We start from the raw sequence: 26,770 nt of genomic DNA on the forward strand, positions 1-26,770 counted from the left end.
AAAAAGAAATATCATCTCGATGAGGGCCAACTCCAGTATTCTTTTTAAATAAGTCTCTGAATCTGCTTTTCTCCAAAGCAATTTTAAAAGAACGTGTTAGCTGTTCTTCATCAGTGAAGTTGACAGATGATTGATAAAATATTGACAACTCTTCTAATTTGTTTGAAATTTCTAAGTGTTTTTTTTGACCAAATTTCTCTAAGTCTTTAATGAATTTTATCCGATGCTTTATAACGCGACAACCATACTCTACTAACTGATCATCTAAGACTGACAGAAATGTTTCGTCAATCTTCTGGCTGGATTTTAGGTAGGTATTTCTCTGCTTGAGTATATGGTTGTAGTTTGACAAGTCTGACAAGTAGATTGGTTTTATTTGTCCCAGTTCAATGTCTATAAACTTTCGACGGACAGAAGGCGCTCCTTTAATTAGCTGGAGATCTTCAGGTGCGAAGAGGACAACATTCATATGTCCGATGTAGTCTGATAGGCGAGCTTGTTTTAAGTGATTGACCTTGGTCACACGCCCTTTTGGTGTTAAATCAATTTCTAGAGGGATAGAGCTTGTTTTTTTCTGTAGCAAGCCAGAAAGATGGAGTTGCTCGTTATCAAAATGAATGAGATTTTTATCTGTACGAGTCCGATGACTACGTGTCAAGGCCAAGAAATAGATTGCTTCTAGAATATTGGTTTTTCCTTGTGCATTTTGACCTAGAAAGACATTTAATTTTGGATTGAAATCAATTTTTGCCTCTTTGTAGTTTCGAAAGGTTTTAATTGTTAAATGTTGGAGCCACATGGTTATCTTCCTGGAAAACGTGGAACTTGTTTGGTTTTAGGCGATGAAGAAGTTTTTTGTTTTTCTTTCTTGACACCTTTATTCATCTCTTTGACAAGTTTAGCAATTCGCTCTTTCTCAATCTTATCTGCTTGATACTCTTCTTGCTCTTTTAAACTTGGTTTTGTCAAGGTGATGTCAATCTTTAAATCAGGAATGTCAATCGTATCTCCAATACGGATTTTTTTCCCACGTCTACTTTCTAACTCGCCATTAAAGTAAACTTGATGATCTATTAAAAAGGATTTGATAGCACCACCGCTGTGTATAATTCCAATCTCTTTTAGGAGGGCTTGGAGTGTAATAAATTCTTCAAATAATTTGTATTCCATAATTCACCTCAATCTTTGGTATTATACCATATTTTCCTTGAAATAGCTGAAGGAAAGTTAGCTGAAATGAAAACGGTTTTACTCTTTAAAGCTATAAAGAGAACAAGAAAAATTTTGATTTTCGTGGTATAATAGAACTCTATATGTAAGGAGGTAAGGTATGGAATTAGTGCCTGGAATTTCAGCACATTTTGTTCAATCCAAAAAGTTTAAAACAAATAAGATCACCATTCGTTTTACTGCTCCCTTATCTCTTGAAACAATAGCAGGACGTATGTTGAGCGCGAGTATGTTGGAGACGGCAAATCAAGCTTATCCCACATCACAAGCATTTCGCAGATACTTGGCAAGTTTATATGGAACAGATATTTCCACAAGTGCTTATCGTAGGGGACAGGCACATATTCTTGACTTAACATTTACTTATGTGAGGGATGATTTTTTAAGCAAAAAGAATGTCTTGACTTCTCGAATTTTGGAATTGGTGAGACAGACTTTATTTGCTCCCTTAGCTCAAGATGGTGCTTTTGAGCCAGCTTTATTTGAAATTGAAAGAAAACAGTTATTGGCTAGTCTAGCTACTGATATGGATGATTCATTTTATTTTGCTCATAAGGAGTTGGATAGCTTGTTCTTCCATGATGAGCGTCTTCAATTGAGATACAGTGATTTACGAAATAGCATTTTAAATGAGTCTCCGGAAAGTGGCTACATGTGCTTTCAAAATACTCTGAAAAATGATCGTATTGATTTCTTTTTCTTAGGTGATTTTAATGAAGTAGAAATTACAGAATCACTGAAGTCATTACCCTTTACAGCTAGAGAGAACGGCGTCACTATCCAGTACCATCAATCTTATTTGAATGTTCTACGAGAAGGAATGTTTCAGAGGAATGTTGGGCAATCTATTTTGGAATTAGGCTATCATTCTCCTGTAAAATATGGTGATGATGAGCATTTGCCCATGCTTGTTATGAATGGTTTGTTGGGTGAATTTGCACATTCGAAACTTTTTACAAATGTTCGTGAAAATGCTGGAATAGCCTATACAGTCTCTAGTCAATTGGATTTGTTTAGTGGTCTGTTAAGGATGTATGCGGGTATTGATAGAGAAAATCGAAATCAGGCTAGAAAATTGATGAATCATCAGTTGCTAGATTTGAAAAAGGGCAACTTTACAGATTTTGAGCTTGAACAAACCAAGGAGATGATTCGACGATCTTTGTTGATGGCTCAAGATAATCAACAGGCCCTAGTTGAAAGAGTCTATTTGAATGCTCTATTGGGGAAATCAAGCTTTGACATTGATCGATTGGTGGCAAAATTAGAGAGTGTTGATAAAGAAGCTGTATGTAAAGCTGCCAATAGTTTGAAGTTACAAGCGATTTACTTTATGGAAGGAGTAGAATGACAAAGGTTACTTTTGAAGAAAAATACTATCCTGCTGTAAAGGAAACAGTCTACAAAACAAAATTGTCAAATGGGTTGACAGTTTCTTTACTCCCTAAGCAAGATTTCAATGAGGTTTATGGGATTGTAACAGTTCAATTTGGTTCTGTAGATGCAACTTATACAAGCTTGGGAAAAGGTTTACGTCATCATCCAGCAGGAATTGCACATTTTCTTGAACATAAATTGTTTGAAAGAGAAAATTCGGAGGATATAATGGCTGCTTTTACTCGATTAGGTGCGGACAGTAATGCCTTTACAAGCTTTACTAAGACCAGCTATCTTTTTTCAACAATTGACCATCTATTAGAGAATTTAGATTTGCTAGATGAGTTAGTCGGAGGTGTTCATTTTACAGAAGAGTCTATTTTGAGGGAACAGGATATTATCCAGCAAGAACGAGAAATGTACCAAGATGATCCAGACTCACGCTTGTTTTTTGCAACATTAGCCAACCTTTATCCTGATACTCCTTTAGCAATAGACATTGTTGGAAGTGAAAAATCAATTTCTGAGATTCAAGTTTCAAATTTAAAAGAGAACTTTACAGAGTTTTACAAACCTGTCAATATGTCACTGTTTTTAGTTGGAAATATTGATGTAAGAGTTGTTGAGGAATACTTTTCGAAAAAGGGAAAGGAAGTTTCAAACCAGTTTATGGTTTCAAAAGAGCAACTCCTTTTGCAGCCTGTGAAGAAAACAGATAGCCTTCGGATGGAAGTTTCTTCACCCAAACTTGCTGTTGCGATTAGAGGTAATGGGCAAATAACAGAAGCTGAGTCTTATCGTTACAATATTTTATTGAAATTACTATTTACGATGATGTTTGGTTGGACTTCTGATCGTTTTCAAAGGTTATATGAGTCTGGGAAGTTAGACGCGTCATTGTCACTTGAGGTTGAAGTCAACAGTCGCTTTCATTTTGTGATATTGACGATGGATACCAAAGAGCCTGTTTCTCTGTCGCATCAATTTCGGAAAGCGATTCGTCAGTTTAGTAGTGATACGGATATTACAGAGGAACATTTAGATCTTGTTAAGAGTGAGATGTTTGGGGAGTTTTTCAGCAGTATGAACTCCTTGGAGTTTATTGCCACTCAATACGATCCGATGGATCGCGGAGAAACAATTTTTGATTTTCCGAAAATTTTACAGGAAATTACTTTGGAGGATGTTCTAGAAGCTGGGCATCGTTTGATTGATGATGGTGATCTAGTTGATTTTACAATCTTTCCAGCTTAAAAGATGACTAATACTAGAAAGAAGGAATGGTACGTATGAGAAAAAAAACAATTGGCGAGGTTCTACGTTTAGCTAGAATTAACCAGGGATTGAGTCTGGAAGAATTGCAGGAAAAAACTGAAATTCAGTTGCATTTTCTAGAAGCCATGGAGGCAGATGATTTTGATTTACTTCCTAGCACCTTCTACGCTCGTTCTTTTTTAAGAAAATATGCCTGGGCAGTAGAGTTAGATGAAGGAATTGTTTTGGATGCCTACGATTCAGGCAGTATGATCACCTATGAAGAGGTAGATGTTGATGAAGAAGACTTGTCTGGTCGCAGACGATCAAATAAGAAAAAAACGTCTTATCTCCCCTTGTTTTATTTCGTCCTATTTGCTTTGTCAATTTTAATTTTTGTTACTTACTATGTTTGGAACTACATCCAAACTCAGCCAAGTCCTTCTTCAGCTAATTATAGCATTGTGAACTCGACTAGTTCCACAACCTCATCTAGTTCATCTTCTAGTAGTCAGACGTCTAGTTCGTCGTCTACTACGGAATCAACTATTACAGTGTCAGGTGAAGGAAACCGCATTGTGGCTCGCTATAAAACGAGTAAGGAAACGGCTACTGTTCAACTGGCAGTTTCAGATGAAGCTAGTTGGGTTAGTGTTTCAGGAAGTGAGCTGGAGGGTGGTGTGACACTGTCCGCAGACAATAAGAATGCAAAAACAACAGTTTCAACTAAGAATCCCGTTACCATTACTTTAGGTGTAGTGAAGGGAGTTACTGTGACTGTGGACAATCAAACGATTGATACTTCGAAGCTGACAACTCAGACTGGAACTGTAACACTTACATTTACTACAGATTAAGGAAAAATCAATGAAAAAAGAACAAATTCCTAATGTATTAACTATTGGTAGAATTCTCTTTATACCTCTCTTTATTCTTATTTTGACTTTGGGCCATTCACAAGGCAGTCATTTGCTGGCAGCGATCATCTTTGCAGTTGCTAGTATAACGGATTATCTTGATGGCTACCTTGCTCGTAAATGGAATGTAGTCAGCAACTTTGGAAAGTTTGCGGATCCGATGGCGGATAAGTTGTTGGTTATGTCAGCTTTTATCATGTTGATTGAGTTGGGTATGGCTCCAGCTTGGGTTGTTGCTATTATCATCTGTCGTGAACTTGCGGTGACAGGCTTGCGTTTGTTGCTTGTTGAGACGGGAGGGACAGTTCTAGCAGCAGCGATGCCAGGGAAAATCAAGACCTTTAGTCAGATGTTTGCCATTATCTTTTTGCTCTTACATTGGAATTTAATTGGTCAGCTGTTACTTTATATAGCTTTGTTTTTCACTATCTACTCTGGTTATGATTATTTCAAGGGTAGCGCTCATGTATTCAAAGGGACATTTGGTTCGAAATGAAATCGATTATTGAAGTAAAAGATCTGTCTTTTCGTTACAAGGAAGACCAGGATCATTATGATGTTAATAATGTCTCGTTTCACGTGAAACGGGGAGAATGGCTTTCAATTGTAGGTCATAATGGGAGTGGAAAATCGACAACTATCCGTTTGATTGATGGATTGCTTGAAGCAGACTCTGGGGAAATCTGGATAGATGGCCAACTGCTGTCCTCTGAGAATGTTTGGGATTTGCGTCGACAAATTGGTATGGTTTTTCAAAATCCAGATAACCAATTTGTGGGGGCAACTGTTGAAGATGATGTCGCCTTTGGTTTAGAAAACCAGGGACTTCCTCGTGAAGAAATGAAGAAGAGAGTGGCTGAATCTTTGGAGTTGGTAGGTATGCTGGACTTTAAGAAGAGAGAACCAGCTCGTTTATCTGGTGGACAAAAACAACGGGTGGCTATTGCGGGAGTTGTTGCCCTGAGGCCAGCTATTTTGATTTTGGACGAGGCAACAAGTATGTTGGATCCTGAGGGACGCAGAGAACTGATTCAGACAGTTCAAGAGATTCGAAAAGACCACCAGATGACAGTCGTCTCCATTACACATGATTTAGAGGAAGTTGCGATGAGTGACCGTGTCTTGGTCATGAAAAAAGGCCAAGTGGAGTCAACCAGCAGCCCAAGAGAACTTTTTTCTCGGGATGACCTTGACCAGATAGGGTTAGATGAGCCTTTTACTAATCAATTGAGAGAATCTTTGAGAGAGACTGGTTATCAGTTGCCGGATGGCTATTTGACAGAAGGAGAGCTAGAGGACAAGTTATGGGAATTACTCTAGAAAATGTGAGCTTTACCTATCAAGAGGGGACTCCCCTATCTTCATCAGCCTTGACTGATGTTTCTTTGACGATTGAGGATGGTTCCTATACAGCTTTAGTAGGGCACACAGGTAGTGGGAAATCAACGATTTTACAGCTTTTAAATGGCCTATTGGTACCAAGTAAGGGTTCTGTTCGAGTTTTTGATACCGTCATTACCCCTACATCAACCAATAAAGAAATTCGTCAGATTCGAAAGCAAGTTGGTCTAGTGTTTCAATTTGCTGAAAATCAGATTTTCGAAGAGACTGTTTTGAAAGATGTCGCATTTGGACCGCAAAATTTTGGAGTTTCTGAGGAAGAGGCCAAGAAAATTGCGCGTAAAAAGTTAGCCTTGGTAGGCATCGATGAGTCACTCTTTGAGCGCAGTCCTTTTGAACTTTCGGGTGGTCAGATGAGACGTGTGGCTATAGCAGGTATGCTAGCCATGGAGCCAACTGTCTTAGTTTTGGATGAGCCTACAGCTGGACTAGATCCTCTGGGCAGAAAAGAATTGATGACCTTGTTTAAAAAACTCCACCTTTCTGGAATGACAATCGTTCTGGTAACGCATTTGATGGATGATGTAGCTACGTATGCTGATCAGGTCTATGTTATGGAAAAGGGGCGTTTAGTCAAAAGTGGCAAACCGAGTGATGTTTTCCAAGATGTAGCCTCTATGGAAAAGGTGCAGTTAGGTGTGCCTAAAATCACAGCCTTTTGTAAACGTTTGGCAGATAGAGGTGTAGCTTTTAAAAAATTGCCAATCAAGATAGAGGAGTTTAAGGAGTCGCTAAATGGATAGTATGATTTTAGGGCGTTATATACCGGGGGATTCCATCATTCATCGCTTGGATCCGCGTAGTAAATTGCTTGCCATGATCCTGTTGATTTTGATTGTATTTTGGGCCAATAATCCTCTCACCAATCTCGTTCTGTTTGTAGCGACAGGTATATTTATCGCTTTGTCAGGCGTTTCCCTTTCATTTTTCATTCAGGGATTAAAATCCATGTTCTTCTTGATCGCTTTTACGACTCTTTTTCAGCTCTTTTTCATTTCAAGTGGAAATGTCCTATTTGAGTTTTCTTTTATAAAAATAACGGATTATGCTTTGCAACAAGCGGGAATCATTTTCTGTCGTTTTGTGTTGATTATTTTCTTTTCAACCTTGCTAACATTAACGACCATGCCTTTGAGTCTGGCAGCCGCAGTTGAAGCTCTTTTAGCACCGCTGAAACGTGTGAAAGTTCCCGTTCATGAAATTGGTCTTATGTTATCAATGAGTTTGCGTTTTGTTCCAACCTTGATGGATGACACAACGCGAATTATGAATGCTCAAAAAGCCCGTGGAGTTGACTTTGGCGAAGGTAGCATCGTGCAAAAGGTAAAGGCTATGATTCCAATTTTAATTCCTCTTTTTGCGACGAGCTTAAAGCGTGCAGATTCATTGGCAATAGCCATGGAAGCGCGTGGTTATCAGGGAGGAAAGGGTAGAAGTCAGTATAGACAGTTGAGATGGAGTCAAAAGGATACACTGGCAATTCTTGTGATTTTGATACTGGGATGTTTCTTATTTTTCTTAAAATCTTAGCAGGTTTGTAGGATTGATAAGAAGCTCACAGTAGCAGGTTTTTAGTATAAAGGTAGGAATATGAACCGTTTTAAAAAATCAAAATATCTAATCATCGTTTTTGTCACAGTTCTGGCAGTTTCTGTTCTATTAGTGACAACCTATTCAAGCGCTATTGTGACGAAACTAGGAGATGGGATTTCCTTAGTAGATAGAATTGTTCAAAAACCCTTTCAGTGGTTTGATACTTTCAAATCGGATTTGGGACATTTGACGCAGACTTACAATGAAAATGAGAGTCTAAAAAAACAGCTCTATCAACTAGAGGTGGAGTCTAATCAATCAGAAAGTTTAAAAAATGAAAATGAACAATTACGTCAGTTGCTGGATATGAAGTCAAAATTGCAGGCTACAAAAACCATTGCAGCAGATGTGATTATGCGGGCTCCAGTATCTTGGAAACAAGAGTTAACAATTGATGCGGGAAGTTCAAAAGGAGCTTCTGAAAATATGTTGGCCATTGCAAACGGGGGTTTGATTGGTAGTGTTTCAAAGGTGGAGGATCATTCAACAACGATCAACCTATTGACAAACACCGAAAATTCAGACAAAATTTCTGTTAAAATCCTGCATGGTTCTACTGAAATTTACGGGATTATCGTTGGTTATGATAAGGAATCTGAACTGCTTAAAATTAGTCAATTAAACAGCAACAGCGACATTAGCGCGGGAGACAAGGTGACTACAGGGGGGCTTGGAAACTTTAATGTTAAGGATATCCCTGTTGGAGAGGTTGTTGCTACAACACACAGCAGTGATTATCTAACAAAGGAAGTAACAGTAAAGTTAAGTGCTGACACCAAAAATCTTCACGTGGTAGAGTTAGTGGGGAATTAGCAATGAGACTGTTAAAACAAATTGGTATTTTCTTTTTACTCCCTTTTGTCGTACTAATTGATGCACATATTGGACAATTAGCGGGATCCTTCTTCCCTCACTTTCATTTAGCAAGTCATTTTCTGTTTTTATTTCTCTTGTTTGAGACAATTGAGGTTTCAGAATACCTCTATCTAGCTTATTGCTGTATAGTGGGTTTGGTGTACGATATCTATTTTTTCCACTTGATAGGAATTGCGACGCTTCTATTTATCTTGATAGGTGCTTCGCTCCATAAATTTAATAGTGTAATTTTGCTAAACCGTTGGACAAGAATGTTAACAATAGTTGTGATGAGTTTCCTATTTGATATGGGGAGTTATCTCCTTGCCCTTGCTATGGGATTGACAGTAGAATCGATGCCAGTTTTCATCGTCTATAGCCTTGTCCCATCAATGATTTTGAACTTTTTATGGATGCTTATTTTCCAATATATTTTTGAAAAATGTTATCTATAAGAAAGAAATAAAAATGTAACAAAGGCGTAATATTTATTATGTCTTTTTTTGGTATACTAGTAATGTCTTAAATAGAAGGAGTATCTACACAATATGAAGAAAAAAATCTTAGCGTCACTTTTATTAAGTACAGTATTAGTGTCTCAAGCGGCGGTATTGACAACTGTCCACGCTGAAACAACTGATGAAAAGATTGCTGCTCAAGATAGTAAGATTAGTAATTTGACATCTCAACAAAAAGAAGCTCAAAAACAAGTAGATGAAATCCAAACGCAAGTTACAGCTATCCAAACTCAACAAACGAACTTGGAAGCTGAGAATGAAACTCTACAGGCTGAATCTAAAAAACTTGAAGGAGAAATTACAGAGCTCTCTAAGAACATTGTTGCTCGTAATGAATCTTTGGAGAAACAAGCACGTAGCGCACAAACTAACGGTGCTGCAACTAGCTACATCAATACAATTGTAAACTCAAAATCAATTACGGAAGCTATTTCACGTGTTGCAGCCATGAGCGAGATTGTATCAGCTAACAACAAAATGTTGGAACAACAGAAAGCTGATAAGAAATCTATTGCTGAAAAACAGGTTGCAAATAATGAAGCAATCAACACTGTCATTGCGAACCAACAAACGCTTGCTGACGATGCACAAGCATTGACAACAAAACAAGCAGAGTTGAAAGTTGCTGAGTTAAACCTTGCTGCAGAGAAAGCTACTGCAGAAAGTGATAAAGCTACTTTATTGGAACAAAAAGCAGCAGCAGAGGCAGAAGCAAAAGCAGCAGCTGAAGCAGAAGCGGCTTATAAAGCACGTCAAACAAGCCAACAACAATCAGTTGTTGCTTCTGGAAATACAACACTTTCAGATCAAGTGCAAGCAACTTCAAGCTCTTCGTCAGATGATGATTCAAGCTATACTCCAGCACCTGCTCCAACTCCAACTAGACAGCGTCCAACATACAGTACGAACGCTTCAAGTTATCCAACTGGTGAATGTACTTGGGGAGCTAAGACATTAGCACCTTGGGCTGGGGATTACTGGGGTAACGGAGCGCAGTGGGCTACAAGTGCAGCAGCTGCAGGATTTCGTACAGGATCAACTCCACAAGTTGGTGCGATTGCATGTTGGAATGACGGTGGATATGGACACGTAGCGGTTGTTACAGCAGTTTCATCATCAACTAGCATTCAAGTATCAGAATCAAACTACGGTGGAGATCGTACAATCGGTAACAAACGTGGATGGTTCAACCCAACTACAACTTCTGAAGGTTATGTTACTTACATCTATCCAAACTAATGAATGAAACGAAGAGGCTCGATGTGAGTCTCTTTTCTTTTTTAGTCTTAAGTTAGGCTAAAAACTAGCAAAAACACTTGAAAATATTGATAAAATATGATAGAATGAAACTTGTCGTGTAAACGATAATACTCATTCTTGATGAATTGTGAGACTGTTGCCCTCGGGTCGTCTTGCAAGTTGAAGTCTAGGAGAGGAAAAAACAAAAAGGAGAAATACTCATGGCAGTAATTTCAATGAAACAACTTCTTGAGGCTGGTGTACACTTTGGTCACCAAACTCGTCGCTGGAACCCTAAGATGGCTAAGTACATCTTCACTGAGCGTAACGGAATCCACGTTATCGACTTGCAACAAACTGTAAAATACGCTGACCAAGCTTACGACTTTATGCGTGATGCAGCAGCTAACGATGCAGTTGTGTTGTTTGTTGGTACTAAGAAACAAGCTGCTGACGCTGTTAAAGAAGAAGCAGAGCGTTCAGGTCAATACTACATCAACCACCGTTGGTTGGGTGGAACTCTTACTAACTGGGGAACTATCCAAAAACGTATTGCTCGTTTGAAAGAAATCAAACGTATGGAAGAAGAAGGAATCTTCGACGTTCTTCCTAAGAAAGAAGTTGCACTTCTTAACAAACAACGTGCACGTCTTGAAAAATTCTTGGGTGGTATCGAAGACATGCCTCGTATCCCAGATGTAATGTACGTAGTTGACCCACATAAAGAACAAATCGCTGTTAAAGAAGCTAAAAAATTGGGTATCCCAGTTGTAGCGATGGTTGACACAAATACTGATCCAGATGATATCGATGTAATCATCCCAGCTAACGATGACGCTATCCGCGCGGTTAAATTGATCACTGCTAAATTGGCTGACGCTATCATCGAAGGACGTCAAGGTGAAGATGCAGCAGCAGTTGAAGCAGAATTTGCAGCTTCAGAAGCTCAAGCAGACTCAATCGAAGAAATCGTTGAAGTTGTAGAAGGCGACAACGCTTAATTCATATAAATAGTAATTACCTAGGAGGGCGGGGCCTAGCCCAGCTCTCCTATTTTTTAAAAAATATAGGAGAATCAAAATGGCAGAAATTACAGCTAAACTTGTAAAAGAGTTGCGTGAAAAATCTGGTGCCGGTGTTATGGACGCTAAAAAAGCGCTTGTAGAAACAGACGGTGACATCGAAAAAGCGATTGAATTGCTTCGTGAAAAAGGTATGGCGAAAGCAGCTAAGAAAGCTGACCGCGTTGCTGCAGAAGGTTTAACTGGTGTTTATGTTAACGGTAACGTTGCAGCAGTAGTTGAAGTAAACGCTGAAACTGACTTCGTTGCGAAAAACGCTCAATTCGTTGACTTGGTAAATGCTACAGCTAAAGTAATTGCTGAAGGAAAACCAGCGAACAATGAAGAAGCTCTTGCTTTGACAATGCCTTCAGGTGAAACTCTTGAGGCTGCATATGTATCTGCAACAGCAACTATCGGAGAAAAAATCTCATTCCGTCGTTTTGCTTTAATCGAAAAAACAGATACACAACACTTTGGAGCTTACCAACACAACGGTGGCCGTATCGGTGTTATCTCTGTTATTGAAGGTGGAGACGAAGCGCTTGCTAAACAAATCTCAATGCACATTGCTGCGATGAAACCAACAGTTCTTTCTTACAAAGAATTGGATGAGCAATTCGTTAAAGATGAGTTGGCACAATTGAACCACGTCATCGACCAAGATAACGAAAGCCGTGCAATGGTTGGTAAACCAGCTCTTCCACACTTGAAGTATGGATCAAAAGCACAATTGACTGATGAAGTGATTGCTCAAGCTGAAGCTGATATCAAAGCTGAGTTGGCTGCAGAAGGCAAACCAGAAAAAATCTGGGACAAAATCATCCCAGGTAAAATGGATCGCTTCATGCTTGACAACACTAAGGTTGACCAAGCATACACACTTCTTGCACAAGTCTACATCATGGACGACAGCAAGACAGTTGAAGCATACCTTGAATCAGTTAACGCTTCAGTAGTTGAGTTCGCTCGCTTTGAAGTTGGTGAAGGTATTGAGAAAGCTGCAAATGACTTTGAAGCTGAAGTTGCAGCTACAATGGCAGCAGCCTTGAATAACTAATAGAAAAGGAAGCAAATTGCTTCCTTTTTCTTTTTGTCTAGAGAGTAGGCTCTATATAAGTAAACAAAAAGCCCTTTAATAAGGGCTAAGTGCATTTAGGGGGCTACACTTCAAATTCATAGAGTGCTGTAGACAAATAACGTTCGCCGTTATCTGGTGCTAAAGCAAGGACTTTCTTACCTGTACCTAATTTCTTGGCAACCTCAATTGCCCCGTAAATTGCTGCAGCTGAAGAAATCCCAACAAGGAAGCCTTCTTTTCCACCAATTTCACGGCCAAGTGCTAGAGCATCATCTGACGTTACGCGGACGATACCATCATAGGCTTTTGTATCAAGTGTTTCAGGAATAAATCCAGCTGAGATGCCTTGAATTTTGTGAGGTCCTGGTTTTTCACCAGACAAGATAGCTGACTCGTCTGCCTCAACTGCATAAACTTGAATGTTTGAATTTGCTACTTTAAGAGCGTGAGAAACACCTGAGATCGTTCCACCGGTGCCAACACCACCCACAAAAGCATCTAAACCATCAGAACCGAAAGCAGCCAGTATTTCAGCTCCTGTTGTTCTTTCGTGTACTTCTGGGTTAGCTGGATTATTAAATTGGAGGGGAAGGAAGCCGTCACGTTCAGCAGCGATTTCTTGAGCTTTAGCAATAGCTCCTTTCATTCCTTCGCTACCAGGAGTGAGGACGAGTTCAGCACCATAGGCTTGGATAATCTTACGTCGTTCCACACTCATCGTTTCAGGCATGACGATAACAACTTTATATCCTTTAGCAGCACCGACCCATGAAAGACCGATACCAGTGTTTCCACTCGTTGCTTCAACAATGGTAGCACCTGGTTTTAGAATACCATCTTGTTCCGCTTTTTCAATCATGCTAAGGGCAATACGGTCTTTTACTGACGATCCAGGGTTAAAAGCTTCTAGTTTAACATAGACGTCTGCAGCACCCTCTGGAACAATGTTGTTGAGTTTAACAATCGGTGTTTGTCCAATTAGTTCAGTGATATTATTATAAATAGTCATAGATATACCTCTTTGTATAAGATGATACTAGTATAACGCGCTCAAGGCTATTTGTAAAATATAGAAATCCTATCAAAGTGATAGGATTTTTTTATATCAAAGGTCTAAGCCATTAATTTTTAATCGATTGTGATAAGCCAATTCTAATAAATAGGTGTAAAGCGGAAGGATGTCCGTTTTTTTAGGGAATTCAAATTTATGGAAACTCAGATGCTCATTGTGTGCTTTTAGAAAGATATTTTCTAAGTAAGTGATTGTAATCTCACTATCATCTATACCTGCTCCAGCAGTTTCCATTTCAACGTTTACAATGTTCATCAAAAAGAGTGACTTAACAGACGCCTTGCGACCAGTAGCGCCTTGCTTATCTGTAAAGATGATACGAATATTTGTAAAGATGATTGCGTCACGAATGAGCTTATATCCACTTTGGATTTCTTCATTCTCTAGTAGGTATTGACCATATTCTTTGATAAGAGTCTCTTTGTTTTCCTCGCTGAAGTTACCAGCAAGTCCTTGAATAAATTTCCCAAACGCCATGTATTTCTCCTTTGTTTACACTAAGTTTACAGGAACTTCAACTTCTCGTAAACCTTGATCTGTTAAAGTAACCTTTCCATTAAAAAACTCTACAAGAGCAGACTTGATATTTTCTTTCTCTTCCTTATCAACATAAATGATGGTATCGATTTGATCTGTAAAGTTTGTATCGATTTCCGTGAGTTTATGTTCTCTAAGAAAATTGCTATATTCTTGATACTGAGCGTAAGACATCTGAATGGCTATGCCAGCTTGCTCTTTGATTTCAATAATGCCTATTTCTTTGACAGCCAAGGCTACACTTCCTGCGTAAGCGCGAATCAAACCACCAGCACCTAACTTAATTCCACCAAAGTAACGAGTAACTACTACGCAGACATTCGTAAGATTATGATTTTCTAAGACGCCAAGCATAGGGACTCCAGCAGTACCACTAGGTTCGCCATCATCACTTGTACGCTTGATCTCACTGCGTTCACCTACAATAAAAGCAGAGCAGTTATGGGTGGCTTTGTAGTGCTCTTTTTTGATAGCAGTGATAAAGTCACGAGCTTCTTCTTCACTATAGACACGCTTTGCGTGACAGATAAAGCGTGATTTTTTGATTTCTTCTTGGACTTGCCCGTTCTCTTTAATTGTTTTAAATTCCATGATTTAATTGTACTAAAAAATTACCTAAAGCGCTAGATTTTTACGAATAAAGAAGTATGAAAGTAAATCCAAATTTCCTCGGTCGCTTGTTTACTGAGAAAGAATTAACAGAAGAAGAACGGCAGATGGCTGAGAAACTTCCAGCAATGAGAAAAGAGAAAGGGAAACTGTTTTGTCAACGTTGTAATAGTAGTATTCTAGAAGAATGGCATTTGCCTATAGGCGCTTACTATTGTAGGGAGTGTTTGCTGATGAAGCGAGTCAGGAGTGATCAAGCTTTGTACTATTTTCCGCAGGAAGATTTTCCTAAGCAAGATGTTCTCAAATGGCGTGGTCAGTTAACACCTTTTCAAGAAAAAGTGTCAGAGGGACTGCTTCAGGCGGTAGACAAGCAAGAGCCAACCTTGGTTCACGCTGTAACAGGAGCGGGAAAGACAGAGATGATTTATCAAGTTGTGGCTAAAGTGATTGATGAAGGTGGTGCAGTTTGTTTAGCCAGCCCTCGAATTGATGTGTGTTTGGAGCTGTATAAACGACTGCAGAATGACTTTGCTTGCGATATAGCGCTACTCCATGGCGAATCAGAGCCCTATTTTCGAACTCCCTTAGTAATTGCAACAACTCATCAGTTATTAAAATTTTATCATGCTTTTGATTTGTTGATAGTGGATGAAGTAGATGCCTTTCCTTATGTTGACAACACTATGCTTTACTATGCTGTAAAGAATAGTGTAAAGGAGGATGGATTGAGGATATTCCTTACAGCAACTTCTACAGATGAGTTAGATAGGAAGGTTCGCACAGGGGAATTAAAAAGATTAAGCTTGCCGAGACGGTTTCATGGAAATCCTTTGATTATTCCTAAACCAGTCTGGTTATCGGATTTTAATCGCTGTTTAGAGAAAAATCAATTGTCAACCAAGTTAAAGACTTATATTGAGAAACAGAGAAGAACAGGTTATCCCTTACTGATTTTTGCATCAGAGATTAAGAAAGGCGAAAAACTAAAAGAAATCTTGAAGGAGCAGTACCCGAATGAGAATATCGGCTTTGTGTCTTCTGTGACAGAAGACCGATTAGAGCAGGTGCAAGCTTTTCGAGATGGAGAACTAACAATACTGATCAGTACAACAATATTGGAACGCGGAGTCACCTTCCCTTGTGTGGATGTTTTCGTAGTAGAAGCTAATCATCGACTCTTTACCAAGTCTAGCTTGATTCAGATTGGTGGTCGAGTTGGACGTAGTATGGACAGACCAACTGGTGAGTTGCTCTTCTTTCATGATGGGTTAAATGCTTCCATCAAGAAGGCAATCAAGGAAATCAAGCAGATGAACAAGGAGGCGGGATTATGAACTGTTTACTATGTGGCCAGACTACAAAGAGTGAGCTGACTTTTAGCAGTCTCTTCCTTTTGAAGGATGACTGCAGTTATCTTTGCTCAGCTTGTGCTTCTAGTTTTGAGAAGATTGGTGAGAATTATTGCCCAAACTGTATGAAAACAGGCATGTCAACTAAGTGTCAAGATTGTAAACTTTGGTGTAAAGAAGGAATTCAGGTTGATCATAAGGCAATCTTTACCTATAATCAAGCTATGAAAGACTTTTTCAGTCGATATAAGTTTGATGGAGATTTTCTGCTTAGAAAGGTTTTTGCTCCTGTACTTGCTAATGAGTTGAAAAAGTATGGAGACTATCAATTTGTGTTGATTCCCCTAAGTCCTGGAAGATTGCTTGAGAGGGGATTTAACCAGGTTGAAGGTTTGGTTGAGGCAGCAGGCTTTTCTTTTAAAGATATATTAGGAAAAAGAGAAGAGAGCGCTAGTTCTTCTAAAAGTCGTTTGGAAAGGTTAGCTACTGAAATTCCATTTTTTATTAAAGATGGTATCTCACTTCCTAAGAAGATTTTGCTGATTGATGACATCTATACAACAGGGGCAACTGTGAATCGAGTGAAACGACTTTTGGAAGAAGCAGGTGCTTTGGAAGTTAAAACTTTTTCCCTTGTAAGATGAGGAAAAAATTTGCAAAATGAAAATGAAAGCGTTATAATATAGTTAGAAAAACAAAAATGTTTAGAAAGAAGGTACTTATATGATTAAATATAGTATCCGTGGTGAAAACCTAGAAGTAACAGAAGCAATTCGTGATTATGTAGTTTCTAAACTCGAAAAGATCGAAAAGTATTTTCAACCTGAGCAGGAGTTGGATGCACGTGTAAACTTGAAAGTTTACCGTGAAAAAACAGCAAAGGTTGAAGTAACAATTCCGCTTGGATCTATCACTCTTCGTGCTGAAGATATTTCTCAAGATATGTATGGTTCTATCGATCTTGTAACAGATAAAATTGAACGTCAGATTCGTAAAAATAAAACTAAAATCGAACGTAAGAATAAAAATAAAGTTGCGACAAGTCAACTCTTTACAGATGCTCTGGTTGAAGATGCAAATGTTGTGCAACCAAAAGTCGTTCGTTCAAAACAAATTGATTTGAAGCCAATGGATTTAGAAGAAGCCCTTCTTCAAATGGATTTATTGGGGCATGATTTCTTTATCTATGTAGATGTAGAAGATCAAACAACTAGTGTTTTGTATCGCCGTGAAGATGGTGAAGTCGGTTTGTTAGAAGTAAAAGAATCATAAAATAGAATGTTTAAAGTGGTTTACACCAGTGTAAACCACTTTTGTATTGCATTATTATAAAAGGTATAAACGGGGGCAGTTATGAAAGACGTGGTGATTGTTTCAGCAGTGCGAACTCCAATAGGCTCCTTTGGAGGAAGTTTGAAGAATGTTTCAGCTGTTGATTTGGGAGCTTTGGTTGTTAAGAGTGCTTTGGAAAAAGCCAATGTCAAACCAGAGCAGGTAGACGAAGTGATTATGGGGAATGTACTAGGCGCAGGTTTAGGTCAAAACGTAGCTCGTCAAATGAGCATTCATGCAGGACTCCCTGAATTTACACCAGCCTTTACTATCAACAAGGTTTGTGGTTCCGGTTTGAAGGCAGTGCAGTTGGCTGCTCAAGCAATTCAGTGTGGCGATGCAAATATTATCGTAGCTGGTGGTGCAGAAAACATGAGTCAGGCGACATACGTTATGCCAAGCTTCCGTTGGGGCGGCCGTATGGGCGATTCAAAAGTGGTAGATACCATGATTAAGGACGGTTTGTCTGATGCTTTTAACGAATACCATATGGGGATTACAGCTGAGAATGTGGCTGAAAAATATGGCATCAGTCGAGAAGAGCAAGATGCCCTTGCTTTAGAGTCACAAAAACGAGCAGTTGCAGCTATAGAATCTGGTCGTTTTAAAGAAGAGATTGTGCAAGTTGTCATTCCTCAACGCAAAGGCGATCCTATCGTTTTTGATACAGATGAATATCCTAGAAAAGATGCTAGCTTGGAGAGCCTGTCTAAGCTAGGTCCGGTTTTCAAAAAAGACGGTTCTGTCACAGCGGGAAATGCCTCAGGCATCAATGACGGAGCAGCCGCTGTCTTGATGATGAGTGCTGAAAAAGCTGAAGAATTAGGACTTTCAGTGATTGCCCACATTCGTTCGTATGCAAATGCAGGTTTGGATCCTAAGATGATGGGATGTGGACCGATTTATGCGACTCGCAAGGCTCTTGAAAAAGGCAATTTGACAGTTGAAGATCTCGACTTGATTGAGTCAAATGAAGCCTTTGCTGCCCAGGCTTGTGCGGTTGGTAAAACACTTGGTTTCAACACAGATATTGTCAACGTCAATGGTGGCGCCATTGCTCTTGGTCACCCAATTGGGGCTTCCGGTTGCCGTATCCTAGTAACGCTGCTACATGAGATGATGAAACGTGATGCTAAAACTGGCTTAGCAACTCTCTGTATCGGAGGAGGGATGGGGACTGCCCTTATCGTGGAACGTTAGGTGTTAGTGATCTGAACACGTGGGTAGGAGGGTGATGATTCCCTCCTCTTTTTGTGTCTGAAGTTAGAGAAATCAATCATGAAAGAAAGGCTTGCATCTTTTAAAAGGTCGCTTTTTAAGGGTTTTTGTGATATAATAATGCGCAAGAGGTTTAGAATGAAAAAAAATAATTTAATCCCGTTTTCTGCAGTCTTGCTAGGACTTGCAACTTTCGGAATCTTAACTTTGCTGATTATTTTTTCACATAATCTTGCTGTAACAATCACTGTTTTGTTTTTATTTGTACTGCTTTATTTGCTTTTATTCGTTTGGCAAAAAAAACAGTATGAAAAGAGCGAAATTGAACAAATCCAATATGTAAATCACCAAGCCGAAAATAGCTTGAGTACTTTGCTTGATCAAATGCCGGTGGGAGTACTGAAATTAGACTTATCAAGTGGAGAAGTGGAATGGTTTAATCCCTATGCTGAGCTGATTTTAACTACTGAAGAAGGCGAAATTGATGTTGAGTTAATTCAAACCATCATCAAGGCTTCTGTTGGGAATCCAGGTTCGTATGCTACCTTGGGCGAAACACGATATGCTGTTCATATGGACAAGGCTTCGGGTGTTTTGTATTTCTTTGATGTTTCTGGGGAGTACGAAGCAACTGTCGAATTGGTAACTAGCCGTCCAGTCATTGGAGTCATCTCAGTAGATAACTATGATGATTTGGAGGATGCGACATCTGACTCTGATATCAGCCATATCAATAGCTTTGTAGCTAATTTTGTTTCAGAATTTGCTAGTAAGTATGCTATGTTTTCTCGCCGTGTGGGGATGGATCGTTTTTATGTATTCACAGATTACACGGTACTAGAGGAATTGATGAATGATAAATTCTCCGTTATTGATACTTTCCGAGAAGAATCAAAACAGAGGCAGCTAGCCCTAACTTTAAGTATGGGATTTTCTTATGGTGATGGAAACCATGAAGAGATAGGGAAAATTGCCTTGCTCAACTTGAACTTAGCAGAAGTTCGCGGTGGTGACCAGGTGGTGGTCAAGGAAAATAACGAAACCAAGAATCCTGTCTACTTTGGTGGAGGAACTGCTGCATCTATCAAACGTACTCGTACACGTACCAGAGCCATGATGACAGCCATTTCTGATAAGATTCGAAGTGTTGACCAAGTTTTTGTAGTCGGTCATAAAAATCTAGATATGGATGCTTTGGGATCTGCTGTCGGTATGCAGTTGTTTGCAAGTAATATTATTGAGAACAGTTATGCTGTCTATGATGCAGAACATATGCCAGCAGATATCAAACGTGCTATTCAGTTCTTGAAGAAGGAAGATGTCACGAAACTTTTATCTCTTACAGATGCGATGAAGTTAGTTACAAACCGTTCATTATTGATTCTGGTGGATCATTCCAAGACGGCTTTGACTTTGTCAAAAGATTTTTATGATTTGTTCACTCAAACTATTGTTATTGACCATCATAGACGTGATCAGGATTTCCCTGAGAATGCAGTCATCACCTATATTGAAAGTGGGGCAAGTAGTGCCAGTGAGCTGGTCACAGAATTGATTCAGTTCCAAAATTCTAAGAAAAATCGTTTGAGTCGTATGCAGGCCAGTGTTTTGATGGCTGGTATGATGCTGGATACCAAGAATTTCACATCTCGCGTGACGAGTCGAACCTTTGATGTGGCTAGCTATCTGAGAACACGGGGAAGTGACAGTATTGCTATCCAGGAGATTGCTGCGACAGATTTTGAAGAGTACCGTGAGGTAAATGAACTCATTTTACAAGGTCGTAAGTTAGGTTCAGATATCTTGATTGCCCAAGCTAGGGACTCAATGTCTTATGACACAGTTGTTATCAGTAAGGCTGCCGATGCTATGCTGGCTATGTCTGGCATTGAAGCCAGCTTCGTTCTGGCAAAAAATACACAAGGATTTATTTCTATCTCGGCTCGAAGTCGTAGTAAAATCAATGTGCAACGCATTATGGAAGAGCTGGGTGGTGGTGGTCACTTTAATCTAGCAGCTGCGCAAATCGAGGATATGAGTTTGTCGGAAGCAGGAGAAAAATTGACTCAACTAATCCTGGAAGAACTAAAGGAAAAGGAGAAAGAAGAATGAAAGTAATCTTTTTAGCAGATGTTAAAGGAAAAGGAAAAAAAGGCGAAATTAAGGAAGTGCCAACTGGCTATGCTCAAAACTTCCTGATTAAAAAGAATTTGGCCAAGGAAGCGACTGCTCAAGCAGTGGGTGAGTTGCGTGGAAAACAAAAATCAGAAGAAAAGGCTCATGCTGAAATGATTGCTGAAGCAAAAGCCATCAAGGCTAAGCTAGAAGCAGAAGAAACGGTTGTAGAGTTTGTTGAAAAGGTTGGACCAGATGGTCGTACATTTGGATCCATCACCAACAAGAAGATTGCAGAAGAATTGCTTAAGCAATTTGGTATCAAGATTGACAAACGCAATATTCAAGTGCAAGCACCAATTCGAGCAGTAGGTTTGATTGATGTACCAGTGAAGATCTACCAAGATGTTACAAGTATCATCAATCTTCGTGTAAAAGAAGGTTAAGTTTACAACTTCTTGACAAGATTGTAAAAGGAAGGAAAGTCGGATGGCAGAAGTAGAGGAACTGCGAGTTCAACCTCAGGATATTTTAGCAGAACAATCTGTTCTGGGAGCTATTTTTATAGATGAGAGTAAGCTCGTTTTTGTCCGAGAATACATTGATTCTCGTGACTTCTTTAAGTATGCTCATCGGTTGATTTTCCAAGCGATGGTAGATTTGTCGGATCGTGGGGAAGCGATTGATGCGACGACGGTTCGGACGATTTTGGATAGTCAAGGGGATCTCCAAAATATTGGTGGCTTGTCTTACCTTGTTGAAATTGTCAACTCTGTACCAACTTCAGCTAATGCAGAATATTATGCTAAAATCGTAGCTGAAAAGGCTATGCTACGTCGCTTGATTTCCAAGTTGACAGAGTCTGTCAACCAAGCTTATGAGGCTTCTAAGCCTGCAGATGAAATCATTGCTCAGGCTGAAAAGGGGCTCATTGATGTTAGCGAAAATGCCAATCGTAGTGGGTTCAAGAACATCCGTGATATTCTAAATATCAACTTTGGGAACCTAGAAGTTCGGTCACAACAAACAACGGATATCACAGGTATTGCAACGGGCTACCGTGATTTGGACCATATGACGACAGGTCTTCATGAGGAGGAGTTAATTATCCTAGCGGCGCGACCAGCGGTTGGTAAGACGGCCTTTGCCTTGAACATTGCTCAGAACATCGGGACTAAGTTGGACAAGACGGTTGCTATCTTTTCGCTAGAAATGGGTGCAGAAAGCCTAGTAGACCGTATGCTGGCAGCAGAAGGTTTGGTGGAGTCTCATTCTATCCGTACTGGTCAATTGACTGATGAGGAGTGGCAAAAATATACCATTGCTCAAGGGAATCTAGCCAACGCGAGTATCTATATTGATGATACGCCAGGGATTCGGATCACGGAAATTCGTTCGCGTTCACGTAAACTGGCTCAAGAAACAGGCAATCTAGGCTTGATTTTGATCGACTACCTACAGCTTATCACAGGTACTGGTCGTGAGAACCGCCAACAAGAAGTCTCTGAAATTTCTCGTCAGTTGAAAATTCTAGCTAAGGAATTGAAGGTTCCAGTCATTGCTCTCAGTCAGTTATCTCGTGGAGTGGAACAGCGTCAGGATAAGAGACCAGTCTTGTCTGATATTCGTGAATCGGGTTCTATCGAGCAGGATGCGGATATCGTAGCCTTTCTATACCGTGATGACTACTACGATCGTGCGGGTGAAGAAGAGGAAGGAATTCCAAATAACAAGGTTGAGGTTATCATCGAGAAAAACCGTAGTGGAGCTCGTGGAACGGTGGAATTGATTTTCCAAAAAGAATACAATAAATTTTCAAGTATCTCAAAGAGGGAGGCATAAGATGTCAGATGCATTTACAGATGTAGCCAAGATGAAAAAAATCAAAGAAGAGATCAAGGCGCATGAGGGACAAGTCGTTGAAATGACTTTGGAGAATGGCCGTAAGCGCCAAAAAAATAGATTGGGTAAGCTAATTGAGGTGTATCCATCTCTATTTATCGTTGAATTTGGGGATGTTGAAGGAGACAAACAAGCCAATGTCTACGTTGAATCCTTCACCTACTCAGATATCTTGACAGAAAAGAACTTGATTCGCTATCTAGACTAAGAATCCTAAAATGAAGTGAGCTTTGCTCACTTTTTTCTTTTTCTCCCGAATAGTATAAACGAGGGTAACCTCGGAAATATATATTATTAAGGAGAATGAATGACGTTTTTTAAATCAGGAGTTAAGAAGAGTGGATATACTCAGTTGGGTGTAGGGCTGGCTACTTTGTTTGTTACGAGTACCTTTTTGTTTGGTGGAGAATCGGTTCAGGCCGATAGTGTAGCGCGTGGAGATGACTATCCGCTTCACTACAAAAATGGTAGTGTTGAAATCGATCAGTGGCGAATGTATTCTCGCCAGTGTACCTCTTTTGCGGCCTTTCGTTTGAGTAGTGTAAATGGCTTTGAGATTCCTCCTGCCTACGGAAATGCGAATGAATGGGGACATCGTGCAAGGCGAGAAGGCTACCGTGTGGATACTAAGCCAGAAGTTGGGGCTATTGCTTGGTCGACAGAAGGATATTATGGGCACGTGGCCTGGGTATCAAATGTATCAGGGGATACGATTGAAATCGAAGAGTATAACTATGGGGTTCGAGAAAAGTATAACCGTCGAAAAGTCAAGGCTAGTTCGATGACAGGTTTTATTCATTTCAAGGATTTATCTACTAGCCATAGTGCGGGTGAGAATGCTCGTAGCTCAGAGCTTCCGTCTAGTGGGACAATAGTATTCACGGGGAAATCACCTATTATGGACCAACCGTCAAGTACAGGAAAGGTTATTGACTACTATTATGCTGGTGAGAGTGTGAGTTATGATCAAGTTCTTGAAAAGGATGGTTATAAGTGGATTGGTTATTTGTCTTATAGCGGTTCTAGAAGATATGTGCAGTATGCAGAGTTAAGCAATACAGAGAATGGATGGAAAAAAGAAGGAGGGAGTTGGTATTACAGAGAGAATGGTAAGCTAGCGACAGGATGGAAAAAAGTTAACGGCAATTGGTATCATTTAAAAGAAAATGGGGCCATGTCAACTGGATGGATTAAGGATGGCTCTCATTGGTATTATCTAAAGGCTTCGGGTGAGATGCAGACGGGATGGCTTAAAGACAAGGGAACTTGGTATTACTTAGAGGAATCTGGCCAGATGAAAGCTAGTCAATGGTTCCAAGTCTCGGGCAAACATTACTATGTCAATGCTTCGGGAGCCTTAGCTGTTAATACGATTATTGATGGCTACAGACTAGACAGTGATGGGGTAAGGATAGGAAGTGTCTCTTAAACATCATACAGGCTTTCTTCTTGTTGATAAAATTTTAAAATGGATATCGAATTAGTTGACGTTCTTTGAATAGTATAATATAATAATATTAAAAACTATAAAGGGGCATTGTCTAATGGACAAGAGGAAAGTTATTTTAACAAGTTTAGCAAGTGCAGCTGTATTGGGTGCTAGTGTACTCGTTTCACAGCCTTCAGTAGTTAAGGCAGATGAAGGGAAAGCAGAAGAGCAGGCGGTTGCTCCTGCACAACCACAAGCTGGAACAGAAGTGGAGAGCGATGCTCAAACTGAAAAGGGATCAGAAAACGCTAGTCCAGCTAATCCTGGTGCGACAAATCCAGCTAAGATGACCAAAGAAGAGTTGATGAAGGCTTTGGATGAACTTGAGGAACAGGCTATTAGTGATATTAAGGATAAGGAAGCAATTGAGGACAAAGAGGATGCAGCTGAAGCTGTGAAGGAATATATCGGTAAGATGTATATTTCAGATACTCTTGAGTCTGGAGAGCTCAGCTTAGATAATATCATCGCTGAATTGCCAGAAGGTGCAGAAGATAAGTCTGTGGTAACAGGTCCTGAAGTTCAAACTAATAAAAAATTATCTACTGAGGAGAAAACCCTACTAGACCAAGCTGAAAAAGATGCCAAAGAACAAGTTTCTCAAGTGACGGATGCTCTGGTTCAAGCCCTAGAATCTCTTGAAAATGCTGTAATTGAAGATATTAAAAAAGACGCTTCAATCATCGATAAAGAAGCGGCTATCAAAGAAGCCAAAGAAGAGATTGGTAAAGAAAATCTTTTGAAGGTTATCGCAGATGAGGATTTGGAGATTGGTGATGTTATTGTAGACTGGCCAGCAGATACAAGCGAGCATAAAACAGTAGCTGAACCTGTATCAGAATTCACAGATGAAGACCAAGCTAAGTTAGATGAAGCTGATAAAGAGGCTCAGGTTGATGCAGCCAAAGTTCGCTCAGATCTAATCGCTACCTTAGAAAAAATTGAAAAATCAACCATAGATGACATCAACAAGGATGCCACTATCACTGATAAGGAAGCAGCGATCAAGGCGGCTAAAGAAGTGATTGGCAAGGACGGCATCTTGAAAGCTATCGAAGAAGGCGACATTGATGCCTCAGACTTGTTAGATGATTTCTTAGCAGAAGACAGTGACCAGGTAACACCGGCCGAAGCGATGAGCCAAGAAGATTTCTCAAGCCAAGACCAAGCTAAACTCGCTGCAGCGGACAAGGAAGCAGCGGAAGAAGCAGCAAAAGTTCGCTCAGATTTAATCGCTACCCTAGAAAAAATCGAAAAATCAACTATCGATGACATCAACAAGGATGCTACTATCACTGATAAGGAAGCAGCGATTATGGCAGCTAAGGAAGTGATTGGTAAGGAAGCTATCTTGAAAGCTATCGAAGATGGCGATATCGAAGCGTCAGATTTGTTAGATGATTTCTTGGCAGAAGACAGCGATCAGGTGACACCGGCCGAAGTGAAGAGCCAAGAAGATTTCTCAAGTCAAGACCAAGCTAAACTCACTGCAGCAGATAAGGAAGCAGCCGAGGAGGCTAAGAAAGAGGAAGAAGCTAAGCAAGCTGCAGAAGCTAAGGCTCACAGCGAATTGTTGACTGCTCTTGAAGGTATCGAAAAATCAACCATTGATGACATCAACAAGGATGCCACTATCACTGATAAGGAAGCAGCCATCAAGGCAGCTAAAGAAGTGATTGGCAAGGATGCTATCTTGAAAGCTATCGAAGATGGCGATATCGAAGCGTCCGACTTGCTGGCAGATTTCTTGACAGAAGACAGTGATCAAGTAACACCAGCTGAAGCAAAAACTCAATCTCAACTTTCAAGCCAAGACCAAGCCAAACTTGCTGCAGCAGATAAGGAAGCAGCGGAAGCAGCAGCAAAAGTTCGCTCAGATTTAATCACTACCCTAGAAAAAATTGAAAAAGAGACAATCGACGACATCAACAAAGATGTCACTATCACTGATAAGGAAGCAGCGATTAAGGCAGCTAAAGAAGTGATTGGCAAGGACGGCATCTTGAAAGCTATCGAAGAAGGCGATATTGAAGCGTCCAACTTGTTAGATGATTTATTGGCAGAAGACAGCGATCAGGTGACACCGGCCGAAGCGATGAGCCAAGAAGATTTCTCAATCCAAGACCAAGCTAAACTTGCTGCAGCGGACAAGGAAGCAGCGGAAGAAAATAGTAATGCGAAAAAACTTGAGCTAAGTAAATTAGAAGAGCAAGTTGCTAAGATTAAAGCGCAATTATCAAGTTTAAAAGTTTCTGGTGACAAGAATAGTCAAGTAAAAGACTTGCAACAAGCTTTAGCAGACTATGAGGTTGCTATTAAGACTCTAAGTAGTGTTATGTCAGTTGTTCTTGAAATTGAAGACTTTACAGGCGGGGTGAACGCAGTAGAAGCTGCAACTGCAGAGTTGCCAGAATACAACAAAGGTGCAAATGCGGTAGAAGCTGCTGTAAATGAACTCCCAGCCTATGGGGAAAGCGGTACTCCAGCAGTAGCGAATGTCCCAGTTTATGGAGAAAACGGTGCTCCAGCAGTAGCGAATGTTCCAGTTTATGGAGAAAGCGGTGCTCCGGTAGTAGCGAGTGTTCCAGCCTATGCAGAAAGCGGTGCTCCGGCAGTAG

Annotated in this window: 27 protein-coding genes; 22 read left to right on the forward strand and 5 right to left on the reverse strand. The window is 40.0% G+C overall.

Annotated elements, in window-relative coordinates; translation table 11 throughout:
* A partial coding sequence (gene recF, locus GMD5S_RS0208660) for a DNA replication/repair protein RecF (RefSeq protein WP_016893839.1) occupies positions 1–799 on the reverse strand: 799 nt, incomplete at its 3' end.
* A 2-nt stretch (positions 800–801) separates the two neighbouring features.
* Positions 802–1,170 (reverse strand): S4 domain-containing protein YaaA, encoded by a 369-nt coding sequence (gene yaaA / locus GMD5S_RS0208665; protein WP_000455868.1) that lies wholly within the window; start codon positions 1,168–1,170, stop codon positions 802–804.
* 160 nt (positions 1,171–1,330) lie between these two features.
* Here yaaA and yfmF point away from each other — a divergent pair, with 160 nt between their 5' ends.
* From yfmF to tsf, 12 genes are all read left to right on the forward strand, one after another.
* Positions 1,331–2,581, forward strand: coding sequence for an EF-P 5-aminopentanol modification-associated protein YfmF (gene yfmF, locus GMD5S_RS0208670; protein ID WP_000424570.1), 1,251 nt, complete (start codon positions 1,331–1,333; stop codon positions 2,579–2,581).
* On the forward strand, positions 2,578–3,861 hold the full coding sequence (yfmH, locus tag GMD5S_RS0208675) for an EF-P 5-aminopentanol modification-associated protein YfmH (protein ID WP_000170120.1): 1,284 nt from the start codon (positions 2,578–2,580) through the stop codon (positions 3,859–3,861). Before yfmF ends, yfmH begins: the two co-directional genes overlap by 4 nt.
* Before the next feature lie 35 nt (positions 3,862–3,896).
* The gene (gene rodZ, locus GMD5S_RS0208680; RefSeq protein ID WP_001227971.1) at positions 3,897–4,718 is read left to right on the forward strand and encodes a cytoskeleton protein RodZ; all 822 of its coding nucleotides are present in this window, start codon (positions 3,897–3,899) and stop codon (positions 4,716–4,718) included.
* A gap of 10 nt (positions 4,719–4,728) precedes the next feature.
* Positions 4,729–5,274 carry a CDP-diacylglycerol--glycerol-3-phosphate 3-phosphatidyltransferase gene (gene pgsA, locus GMD5S_RS0208685; protein WP_000712149.1) on the forward strand — a complete coding sequence of 182 codons (546 nt, stop codon included), beginning with the start codon at positions 4,729–4,731 and terminating at the stop codon, positions 5,272–5,274.
* Positions 5,271–6,098 (forward strand): energy-coupling factor ABC transporter ATP-binding protein, encoded by an 828-nt coding sequence (locus tag GMD5S_RS0208690; RefSeq protein ID WP_000835733.1) that lies wholly within the window; start codon positions 5,271–5,273, stop codon positions 6,096–6,098. The genes pgsA and GMD5S_RS0208690 overlap by 4 nt, the downstream gene beginning before the upstream one ends.
* On the forward strand, positions 6,083–6,922 hold the full coding sequence (locus GMD5S_RS0208695) for an energy-coupling factor transporter ATPase (RefSeq protein ID WP_000513213.1): 840 nt from the start codon (positions 6,083–6,085) through the stop codon (positions 6,920–6,922). The genes GMD5S_RS0208690 and GMD5S_RS0208695 overlap by 16 nt, the downstream gene beginning before the upstream one ends.
* Entirely contained in the window at positions 6,915–7,709 is a 795-nt protein-coding gene (locus tag GMD5S_RS0208700) for an energy-coupling factor transporter transmembrane component T family protein (RefSeq protein ID WP_000377884.1), read from the forward strand. Before GMD5S_RS0208695 ends, GMD5S_RS0208700 begins: the two co-directional genes overlap by 8 nt.
* 60 nt (positions 7,710–7,769) lie before the next feature.
* Positions 7,770–8,585, forward strand: a complete 816-nt coding sequence (mreC, locus tag GMD5S_RS0208705) for a rod shape-determining protein MreC (protein ID WP_001078970.1) — start codon at positions 7,770–7,772, stop codon at positions 8,583–8,585.
* A 2-nt stretch (positions 8,586–8,587) separates the two neighbouring features.
* Entirely contained in the window at positions 8,588–9,082 is a 495-nt protein-coding gene (gene mreD / locus GMD5S_RS0208710) for a rod shape-determining protein MreD (protein WP_001237913.1), read from the forward strand.
* A gap of 93 nt (positions 9,083–9,175) precedes the next feature.
* Positions 9,176–10,384 (forward strand): peptidoglycan hydrolase PcsB, encoded by a 1,209-nt coding sequence (gene pcsB, locus GMD5S_RS0208715; protein ID WP_000726991.1) that lies wholly within the window; start codon positions 9,176–9,178, stop codon positions 10,382–10,384.
* Positions 10,385–10,605: 221 nt separating this feature from the next.
* Positions 10,606–11,385, forward strand: coding sequence for a 30S ribosomal protein S2 (gene rpsB / locus GMD5S_RS0208720; RefSeq protein ID WP_000268475.1), 780 nt, complete (start codon positions 10,606–10,608; stop codon positions 11,383–11,385).
* Positions 11,386–11,464: 79 nt separating this feature from the next.
* Positions 11,465–12,505: a translation elongation factor Ts gene (gene tsf, locus GMD5S_RS0208725; RefSeq protein WP_000808077.1), complete on the forward strand. Its 1,041-nt coding sequence runs from the start codon at positions 11,465–11,467 to the stop codon at positions 12,503–12,505.
* A gap of 103 nt (positions 12,506–12,608) precedes the next feature.
* Here tsf and cysK read toward each other — a convergent pair whose 3' ends face one another.
* From cysK to GMD5S_RS0208740, 3 genes are all read right to left on the reverse strand, one after another.
* Positions 12,609–13,535, reverse strand: a complete 927-nt coding sequence (gene cysK / locus GMD5S_RS0208730) for a cysteine synthase A (RefSeq protein ID WP_000158483.1) — start codon at positions 13,533–13,535, stop codon at positions 12,609–12,611.
* Between the two features lie 96 nt (positions 13,536–13,631).
* The gene (locus GMD5S_RS0208735) at positions 13,632–14,075 is read right to left on the reverse strand and encodes a PH domain-containing protein (protein ID WP_000863900.1); all 444 of its coding nucleotides are present in this window, start codon (positions 14,073–14,075) and stop codon (positions 13,632–13,634) included.
* A gap of 15 nt (positions 14,076–14,090) precedes the next feature.
* A complete protein-coding gene (locus tag GMD5S_RS0208740; protein WP_000394689.1) occupies positions 14,091–14,726 on the reverse strand; it encodes a YigZ family protein in 636 nt (211 codons plus the stop codon).
* Between the two features lie 56 nt (positions 14,727–14,782).
* Between GMD5S_RS0208740 and GMD5S_RS0208745 the strand changes: the two genes are divergently transcribed.
* The 10 genes from GMD5S_RS0208745 to GMD5S_RS0208790 form a co-directional block, all read left to right on the forward strand.
* Entirely contained in the window at positions 14,783–16,081 is a 1,299-nt protein-coding gene (locus GMD5S_RS0208745; RefSeq protein WP_000867692.1) for a DEAD/DEAH box helicase, read from the forward strand.
* A complete protein-coding gene (locus GMD5S_RS0208750; RefSeq protein ID WP_000995720.1) occupies positions 16,078–16,740 on the forward strand; it encodes a ComF family protein in 663 nt (220 codons plus the stop codon). Before GMD5S_RS0208745 ends, GMD5S_RS0208750 begins: the two co-directional genes overlap by 4 nt.
* A gap of 79 nt (positions 16,741–16,819) precedes the next feature.
* Positions 16,820–17,368 carry a ribosome hibernation-promoting factor, HPF/YfiA family gene (hpf, locus tag GMD5S_RS0208755; protein WP_000599112.1) on the forward strand — a complete coding sequence of 183 codons (549 nt, stop codon included), beginning with the start codon at positions 16,820–16,822 and terminating at the stop codon, positions 17,366–17,368.
* Positions 17,369–17,449: 81 nt separating this feature from the next.
* A complete protein-coding gene (locus tag GMD5S_RS0208760; RefSeq protein WP_000656057.1) occupies positions 17,450–18,628 on the forward strand; it encodes an acetyl-CoA C-acetyltransferase in 1,179 nt (392 codons plus the stop codon).
* A 156-nt stretch (positions 18,629–18,784) separates the two neighbouring features.
* On the forward strand, positions 18,785–20,758 hold the full coding sequence (locus GMD5S_RS0208765; RefSeq protein ID WP_000739983.1) for a DHH family phosphoesterase: 1,974 nt from the start codon (positions 18,785–18,787) through the stop codon (positions 20,756–20,758).
* The gene (rplI, locus tag GMD5S_RS0208770) at positions 20,755–21,207 is read left to right on the forward strand and encodes a 50S ribosomal protein L9 (RefSeq protein ID WP_000864208.1); all 453 of its coding nucleotides are present in this window, start codon (positions 20,755–20,757) and stop codon (positions 21,205–21,207) included. The genes GMD5S_RS0208765 and rplI overlap by 4 nt, the downstream gene beginning before the upstream one ends.
* 43 nt (positions 21,208–21,250) lie before the next feature.
* The gene (gene dnaB, locus GMD5S_RS0208775; protein ID WP_000852476.1) at positions 21,251–22,603 is read left to right on the forward strand and encodes a replicative DNA helicase; all 1,353 of its coding nucleotides are present in this window, start codon (positions 21,251–21,253) and stop codon (positions 22,601–22,603) included.
* Between the two features lies 1 nt (position 22,604).
* On the forward strand, positions 22,605–22,871 hold the full coding sequence (locus tag GMD5S_RS0208780; protein ID WP_001278165.1) for a Veg family protein: 267 nt from the start codon (positions 22,605–22,607) through the stop codon (positions 22,869–22,871).
* 99 nt (positions 22,872–22,970) lie between these two features.
* Positions 22,971–24,092 (forward strand): CHAP domain-containing protein, encoded by a 1,122-nt coding sequence (locus GMD5S_RS0208785; RefSeq protein WP_000142555.1) that lies wholly within the window; start codon positions 22,971–22,973, stop codon positions 24,090–24,092.
* A gap of 115 nt (positions 24,093–24,207) precedes the next feature.
* Positions 24,208–26,770 (forward strand): SIALI-17 repeat-containing surface protein (locus GMD5S_RS0208790; protein ID WP_016893840.1); only part of this gene is annotated, 2,563 nt, incomplete at its 3' end.

It is taken from the genome of Streptococcus sp. GMD5S, assembly GCF_000298715.2.
Taxonomy (GTDB): Bacteria; Bacillota; Bacilli; order Lactobacillales; family Streptococcaceae; genus Streptococcus.

What these genes read in the sequence shown, in the direction of transcription:
- yaaA (WP_000455868.1), bottom strand. Translation starts at nt 1,170, where the DNA reads ATGGAATACAAATTATTTGAAGAATTTATTACACTCCAAGCCCTCCTA.
- yfmF (WP_000424570.1), top strand. Translation starts at nt 1,331, where the DNA reads ATGGAATTAGTGCCTGGAATTTCAGCACATTTTGTTCAATCCAAAAAG.
- yfmH (WP_000170120.1), top strand. Translation starts at nt 2,578, where the DNA reads ATGACAAAGGTTACTTTTGAAGAAAAATACTATCCTGCTGTAAAGGAA.
- rodZ (WP_001227971.1), top strand. Translation starts at nt 3,897, where the DNA reads ATGAGAAAAAAAACAATTGGCGAGGTTCTACGTTTAGCTAGAATTAAC.
- pgsA (WP_000712149.1), top strand. Translation starts at nt 4,729, where the DNA reads ATGAAAAAAGAACAAATTCCTAATGTATTAACTATTGGTAGAATTCTC.
- GMD5S_RS0208690 (WP_000835733.1), top strand. Translation starts at nt 5,271, where the DNA reads ATGAAATCGATTATTGAAGTAAAAGATCTGTCTTTTCGTTACAAGGAA.
- GMD5S_RS0208695 (WP_000513213.1), top strand. Translation starts at nt 6,083, where the DNA reads ATGGGAATTACTCTAGAAAATGTGAGCTTTACCTATCAAGAGGGGACT.
- GMD5S_RS0208700 (WP_000377884.1), top strand. Translation starts at nt 6,915, where the DNA reads ATGGATAGTATGATTTTAGGGCGTTATATACCGGGGGATTCCATCATT.
- mreC (WP_001078970.1), top strand. Translation starts at nt 7,770, where the DNA reads ATGAACCGTTTTAAAAAATCAAAATATCTAATCATCGTTTTTGTCACA.
- mreD (WP_001237913.1), top strand. Translation starts at nt 8,588, where the DNA reads ATGAGACTGTTAAAACAAATTGGTATTTTCTTTTTACTCCCTTTTGTC.
- pcsB (WP_000726991.1), top strand. Translation starts at nt 9,176, where the DNA reads ATGAAGAAAAAAATCTTAGCGTCACTTTTATTAAGTACAGTATTAGTG.
- rpsB (WP_000268475.1), top strand. Translation starts at nt 10,606, where the DNA reads ATGGCAGTAATTTCAATGAAACAACTTCTTGAGGCTGGTGTACACTTT.
- tsf (WP_000808077.1), top strand. Translation starts at nt 11,465, where the DNA reads ATGGCAGAAATTACAGCTAAACTTGTAAAAGAGTTGCGTGAAAAATCT.
- cysK (WP_000158483.1), bottom strand. Translation starts at nt 13,535, where the DNA reads ATGACTATTTATAATAATATCACTGAACTAATTGGACAAACACCGATT.
- GMD5S_RS0208735 (WP_000863900.1), bottom strand. Translation starts at nt 14,075, where the DNA reads ATGGCGTTTGGGAAATTTATTCAAGGACTTGCTGGTAACTTCAGCGAG.
- GMD5S_RS0208740 (WP_000394689.1), bottom strand. Translation starts at nt 14,726, where the DNA reads ATGGAATTTAAAACAATTAAAGAGAACGGGCAAGTCCAAGAAGAAATC.
- GMD5S_RS0208745 (WP_000867692.1), top strand. Translation starts at nt 14,783, where the DNA reads ATGAAAGTAAATCCAAATTTCCTCGGTCGCTTGTTTACTGAGAAAGAA.
- GMD5S_RS0208750 (WP_000995720.1), top strand. Translation starts at nt 16,078, where the DNA reads ATGAACTGTTTACTATGTGGCCAGACTACAAAGAGTGAGCTGACTTTT.
- hpf (WP_000599112.1), top strand. Translation starts at nt 16,820, where the DNA reads ATGATTAAATATAGTATCCGTGGTGAAAACCTAGAAGTAACAGAAGCA.
- GMD5S_RS0208760 (WP_000656057.1), top strand. Translation starts at nt 17,450, where the DNA reads ATGAAAGACGTGGTGATTGTTTCAGCAGTGCGAACTCCAATAGGCTCC.
- GMD5S_RS0208765 (WP_000739983.1), top strand. Translation starts at nt 18,785, where the DNA reads ATGAAAAAAAATAATTTAATCCCGTTTTCTGCAGTCTTGCTAGGACTT.
- rplI (WP_000864208.1), top strand. Translation starts at nt 20,755, where the DNA reads ATGAAAGTAATCTTTTTAGCAGATGTTAAAGGAAAAGGAAAAAAAGGC.
- dnaB (WP_000852476.1), top strand. Translation starts at nt 21,251, where the DNA reads ATGGCAGAAGTAGAGGAACTGCGAGTTCAACCTCAGGATATTTTAGCA.
- GMD5S_RS0208780 (WP_001278165.1), top strand. Translation starts at nt 22,605, where the DNA reads ATGTCAGATGCATTTACAGATGTAGCCAAGATGAAAAAAATCAAAGAA.
- GMD5S_RS0208785 (WP_000142555.1), top strand. Translation starts at nt 22,971, where the DNA reads ATGACGTTTTTTAAATCAGGAGTTAAGAAGAGTGGATATACTCAGTTG.